Genomic DNA, 5,198 nt, shown 5'->3' on the forward strand with positions numbered 1-5,198 from the left:
GTCTAATTTGTTACCGATAAAGAAGCTACCAAACTCGCCGTAGCGTGCTGTTGTTTCATCAAAACGCATTTCATAAACGATTTTTTTGAACTGAAGTACGTCATCTGAGAACAGTGTCACACCCCACTCAAAATCATCAAAACCAACAGAACCTGTAATAAATTGTTTAATCTTACCGGCATATTTACGACCAATCATACCGTGGTCATACATTAATTTTTTACGTTCTTCCATTGATAACATATACCAGTTGTACGTTTCATTACGACGCTTGTTCATTGGGTAGAAACAAATATAGTCTGTTTCAGGTAATTGCGGATATAAGCGCGCACGTACATGTGGGTTTTCATATGGATCTTCATCTGATTGACCCGCTAGATAGTTACTTAACTCTACAACCGATACATATGAATATGTTGGAATAAAGTGATCTGCAATTGGTAATTTATTGATTGCTGTTTCAATTGCTGTTAATTCTTTCATCTCAGGGCGTAAGAACCATAATAAGATGTCCGCTTTTTGACCTGCAACGTTATATGCCACATGATCGCCTTTGCCAGCATCTTTTACCCCTTTCAACTCTGCTAATAACCCTTCAAATTCATCAAGCATTTGTGTACGCTCTGCTTCTGGTACTAAACGCCATGATGCCCAATCAACCGCATAAAACAAATGCAAACTATACCATCCATCTAAAGTTTCTGCTGCATGACTCATTCAGAACACTCCTTAACTATTGATTTACATGTAAATATTATCACAATCTCCTATTAAAAACGAAAGAAACGCTATCAAAGTCACCCCTTGGAAATCTCATTACAAATAGCGTATAATTGAAAACGGAAAATATTGATATGAGAATGCAAAAGGAGGACTTTTTATGTCTAGCTTATTAAATGTATTAAAAGACAAGTTATCAGGTAAAAATGTACGCATCGTACTTCCAGAGGGTGAAGACGTACGTGTATTATCAGCTGCAGTAGAATTACAAGCATCAGATTACGTTGCACCAGTTGTTTTAGGTAACCAAGACAACATTAAAAAATTAGCTGAAGAAGAAGGCTTAAATATTGAAGGTATTGAAGTTATTCAACCTGATACAAGTGACCTTAAAGCAGAACTAGTAGAAAAATTTGTAGAACGCCGTAAAGGTAAAGCGACTGAAGAACAAGCACAAGAATTACTTAACAATGTAAACTACTTCGGTACAATGCTTGTTTACGCAGGCAAAGCAGACGGTCTTGTAAGTGGTGCTGCACACTCAACAGCAGACACTGTACGTCCAGCATTACAAATTATCAAAACGAAACCAGGTGTATCAAGAACATCAGGTGTGTTCTTCATGATCAAAGAAGACAAACAATATTTATTCGGTGACTGTGCAATCAACCCAGAACTTGCTGCATCAGACTTAGCTGAAATCGCAATCGAAAGTGCGAAAACAGCACAAAGCTTCGGTATGGAACCAAAAGTTGCGATGTTAAGCTTCTCAACAAAAGGTTCAGCAAAATCAGACGACACTGAAAAAGTTGTTCAAGCTGTAGAACTTGCTCAAGAAAAAATCGACAGCGAAAACTTAACAGACGTTGTAGTAGACGGTGAATTCCAATTCGACGCAGCAATCGTTCCAGAAGTTGCGAAGAAAAAAGCACCTGGTGCCAAAATCCAAGGTGATGCAAATGTATTCATCTTCCCAAGCTTAGAAGCTGGTAACATTGGTTACAAAATTGCACAACGTTTAGGTGGTTTTGATGCAGTAGGTCCAGTATTACAAGGTCTTAACTCACCAGTTAACGACTTATCACGTGGCTGCTCTTCAGAAGACGTTTATAACTTATCTATCATCACAGCAGCACAATCATTACAATAATGGATCTCGCTTCGAAATATTTCAATGGTGTTGTATGGCGTTACATTGACCATACAACGGGTCTTGAACCCATGCAATCCTTTGCTTTTGACGATACGTTTTCCGAAAGTGTCGGCAATGACTTATCACCGAATGTTGTCAGAACATGGATTCATCAACACGTTGTCATCCTAGGTATTCATGATGCACGACTGCCTTATTTGCGAGACGGTATCTCATACTTAACAGATGAACAAGGATACAATGCGATTGTCCGCAATTCAGGTGGTTTAGGTGTTGTCCTTGATCAGGGTGTACTCAACATCTCGCTGATTTTCAAAGGCAAAACCGAAATCACAATTGATGAAGCGTTCTCTGTCATGTATCTTCTCATTTGCAAAATGTTTGAGGATGACAATGTAGATATCGACACGTATGAAATTGAACATTCTTATTGCCCAGGTAAGTTTGACCTCAGTATCGACGGCAAAAAGTTTGCAGGTATTTCACAACGTCGTGTCCGTGGTGGCGTTGCCGTTCAAATCTACTTGTGCGTTGAAGGTTCTGGTGCTGAACGCGCGCAACTTATGCATGACTTTTATGAACGTGCACTCAAAGGCGAAATCACAAAGTTTCGCTACCCGGATATTGATCCAACGTGTATGGCATCATTAGCAACGTTGCTCAATCGCGACATTACAGTACAAGATGCGATGTTCAAACTACTCTACGCCATTAAGGACTTAGGTGGGACACTTAATACAGATCCCATCACACCTGAAGAATGGACACGATACGAGTATTACTACGACCGTATGCTTGCACGCAACGCAAAGATTAATCACCAAATTGAAAACTAATAGAGACCTTCCCCAATCGATGACTATCGATTGGGGAATTTTTTGGGAGCACTACAGAAATCTAATGCGTCAGCAAAGATTTCGTTGTAGTGCCCCGGCAAGGCTCACTAGTTGGGTGACAAGCTAAAAGCGTAGTCAGACATCAGTCAGCTACTGCCACTAAATATAATTGAACCAGTAAATGCAAAAGGCAAAATATAAAGCTATTCCCTATTAAAGAGCAGAAATCTCATGCGTCAGCAAAGATTTCGTTGTAGTGCCCCGGCAAGGCTCACTAGTTGGGTGACAAGCTAAAAGCGTAGTCAGACATCAGTCAGCTACTGCCACTAAATATAATTGAACCAGTAAATGCAATAGGCAAAGTATAAAGGGAATCCCTATTAAAGAGCAGAAATCTCATGCGTCAGCAAAGATTTCGTTGTAGTACCCCGGCAAGGCTGACTAGTTGGGTGGAAAGCTTATTTAAGCACATGCATACTTTAGTCAGCTACTGTCAAAATCATTTGTGAAAGATAAGCAATAGAACAGATTAAAATAGGTCATCATGGCAGCAATAACCACCTTGATGACCTATTCATGTTTCTAATAAATCTTTATCATCTTTGACACCAATCATAAATAATGCATTGGATACAATAAAAATAATCACAACGATAATATATAACGTATTTAATGATATGTAGTTTAATAAGATAGAAGCTACATATCCTGCTACAGGTATTGTTCCCCACGTAAAGAGATAAATCGTTGAATTCACTTTTCCTCTTATCTTTTCAGGAATAACTTGATGTTGCACCGTTGTTCTTAATACACTTCCAAAACTTCTACATAAATAACCTGCAAATACACCAATAAAAAATAAATAGCTATGACTGATTAATAATATAAATGGCATACTTAAGACAAAATTTACTATGCCAATCGACTTTTCAAATGAATATTTTTTAATTAAGTACTTCGGTAAAAGCGCACCAATAATTGCGCCAAATGACAATAAGCCAATCAAAACACCGGCAAGCGTATGTTCCACTTTTAAATATCTAACTAAGTAAATAACGAGTGTATTCGTTAATATTGTAAGCGAAAAATTGATACCCATTGTCACCAATACAACAAACACTAGCTTGCGATTACTAAAAATGTACTTCAATGCATGCACACGCACTTTATCTGTATTAAAATCTTGAGATATGTTATCGCTGTGGTTCCTATTAAGTGACTTTATATACATACATAGATTAACGAATTGTAGTATCAAAATAACAATAAACGTAATCATGATATTATTTGACAATGTAAATGCAATGATTGGCGAAAAGAAATTAACCAATGACCGCATCAATTGTACATGACTGTTAATCATTGTTAATTGATTTAAAAAATGGTCTGGAATATAAACACTCGTATTAATTTCCAATACACATGACACAAAACTCAATAAACAAATCATAACAAATATGAACAGCTCATTTTGTACATTTTGATGTATCATCCAAGCAAATAACAAAATCATGCCGATATAACAAAAATATGTATATATCGGTACGATGCGACTATTGTACCTATCAATCAAAGTACCTGATAACTTACTGAATAAGATAAAACCTATTGAATATGTAGACGTTAGAAATACAATTTTAGAATCACTAAAATCCCAAACTATCACACCTACTAATGGTATCAAATAGATTAATATATCATTGATAAGTAGTCGATTGAATTCAGTCGTAATAAAATTATTATGCATTTTTCAACTGTCCTGAATACATTTTTTTCGGGTGAATGACTTCAAAAAACGCTTCAACATCTTTTAAAACTTTAAATATAACTTCTTTAGGCAAATGCTTTTGAGGCAACATCTTAATTTGCTTTTTCACTTCTTTATCATCTAAATTAGGATCAATTTTCCAAACATTGTAACAAAAGCCACAATTCCAATTACATAAAGAAGTCACTTCAATTTCTAATCTCAAAGAAAACTTTAATTTTTCTTCATGTCTTTTTTCTATATCAAAATCAATTTCATAATTTTCTTTTAATATATTATTTAAAAAATCATCTATATCATGTTTGATTATTTTTTTATCAATATCGAACTGATGTGCTAAATTTTCAATCGCTTTTACAGAGCCATTTTTCTTTAACTCTTTAACAAATAAAACCCCCATATCATCAAGTCTATGCATTTGACTTGTTTTAGGATTAAATAATATCTTTAAATCTTCTCTAAGCTTAAATTCGTTTAACATATAATCCCCCCTATTTAATTTTAGGCTATAGTCTAAAGTGACTATAGCCTAAAAAATTAATTACATTGATGACCTAATGCTTTACCAGACTTTACTTCAGGCTTTTTGTATTCCTTTTGCACTTTATTAGTCATAATAACCTCTTCTTATTTTTACTATAATACTAAATAGTTAGAAAATCAAAAATTTTCTGTTTTTTTATTTTTTTAATTAAAACACTATCATACAGAGAGTTAAAGT

5 protein-coding genes are annotated in these 5,198 nt (G+C 35.2%); 2 read left to right on the forward strand and 3 right to left on the reverse strand.

Features of this window, described 5'->3' with window-relative positions; genetic code table 11:
* Positions 1-717: hydrogen peroxide-dependent heme synthase (gene hemQ / locus CD122_RS10525; protein ID WP_103358925.1), on the reverse strand; the 717-nt coding region annotated here is incomplete at its 3' end.
* 163 nt (positions 718-880) lie between these two features.
* On the opposite strand from hemQ, the gene pta reads away from it, so the two are divergent.
* The gene (gene pta, locus CD122_RS10530; protein WP_103358926.1) at positions 881-1,870 is read left to right on the forward strand and encodes a phosphate acetyltransferase; all 990 of its coding nucleotides are present in this window, start codon (positions 881-883) and stop codon (positions 1,868-1,870) included.
* The gene (locus tag CD122_RS10535) at positions 1,870-2,709 is read left to right on the forward strand and encodes a lipoate--protein ligase family protein (protein WP_103358927.1); all 840 of its coding nucleotides are present in this window, start codon (positions 1,870-1,872) and stop codon (positions 2,707-2,709) included. The genes pta and CD122_RS10535 overlap by 1 nt, the downstream gene beginning before the upstream one ends.
* A 574-nt stretch (positions 2,710-3,283) precedes the next feature.
* On the opposite strand, the gene CD122_RS10540 is transcribed toward CD122_RS10535, so the two are convergent.
* Positions 3,284-4,456, reverse strand: a complete 1,173-nt coding sequence (locus CD122_RS10540; RefSeq protein WP_103358928.1) for an MFS transporter — start codon at positions 4,454-4,456, stop codon at positions 3,284-3,286.
* Positions 4,449-4,958, reverse strand: a complete 510-nt coding sequence (locus CD122_RS10545; RefSeq protein WP_103358929.1) for a PqqD family protein — start codon at positions 4,956-4,958, stop codon at positions 4,449-4,451. The genes CD122_RS10540 and CD122_RS10545 overlap by 8 nt, the downstream gene beginning before the upstream one ends.
* Positions 4,959-5,198 lie beyond the last annotated feature (240 nt).

Origin of the sequence: Staphylococcus rostri (genome assembly GCF_002902145.1) — a bacterium.
Lineage (GTDB): Bacteria > Bacillota > Bacilli > Staphylococcales > Staphylococcaceae > Staphylococcus > Staphylococcus rostri.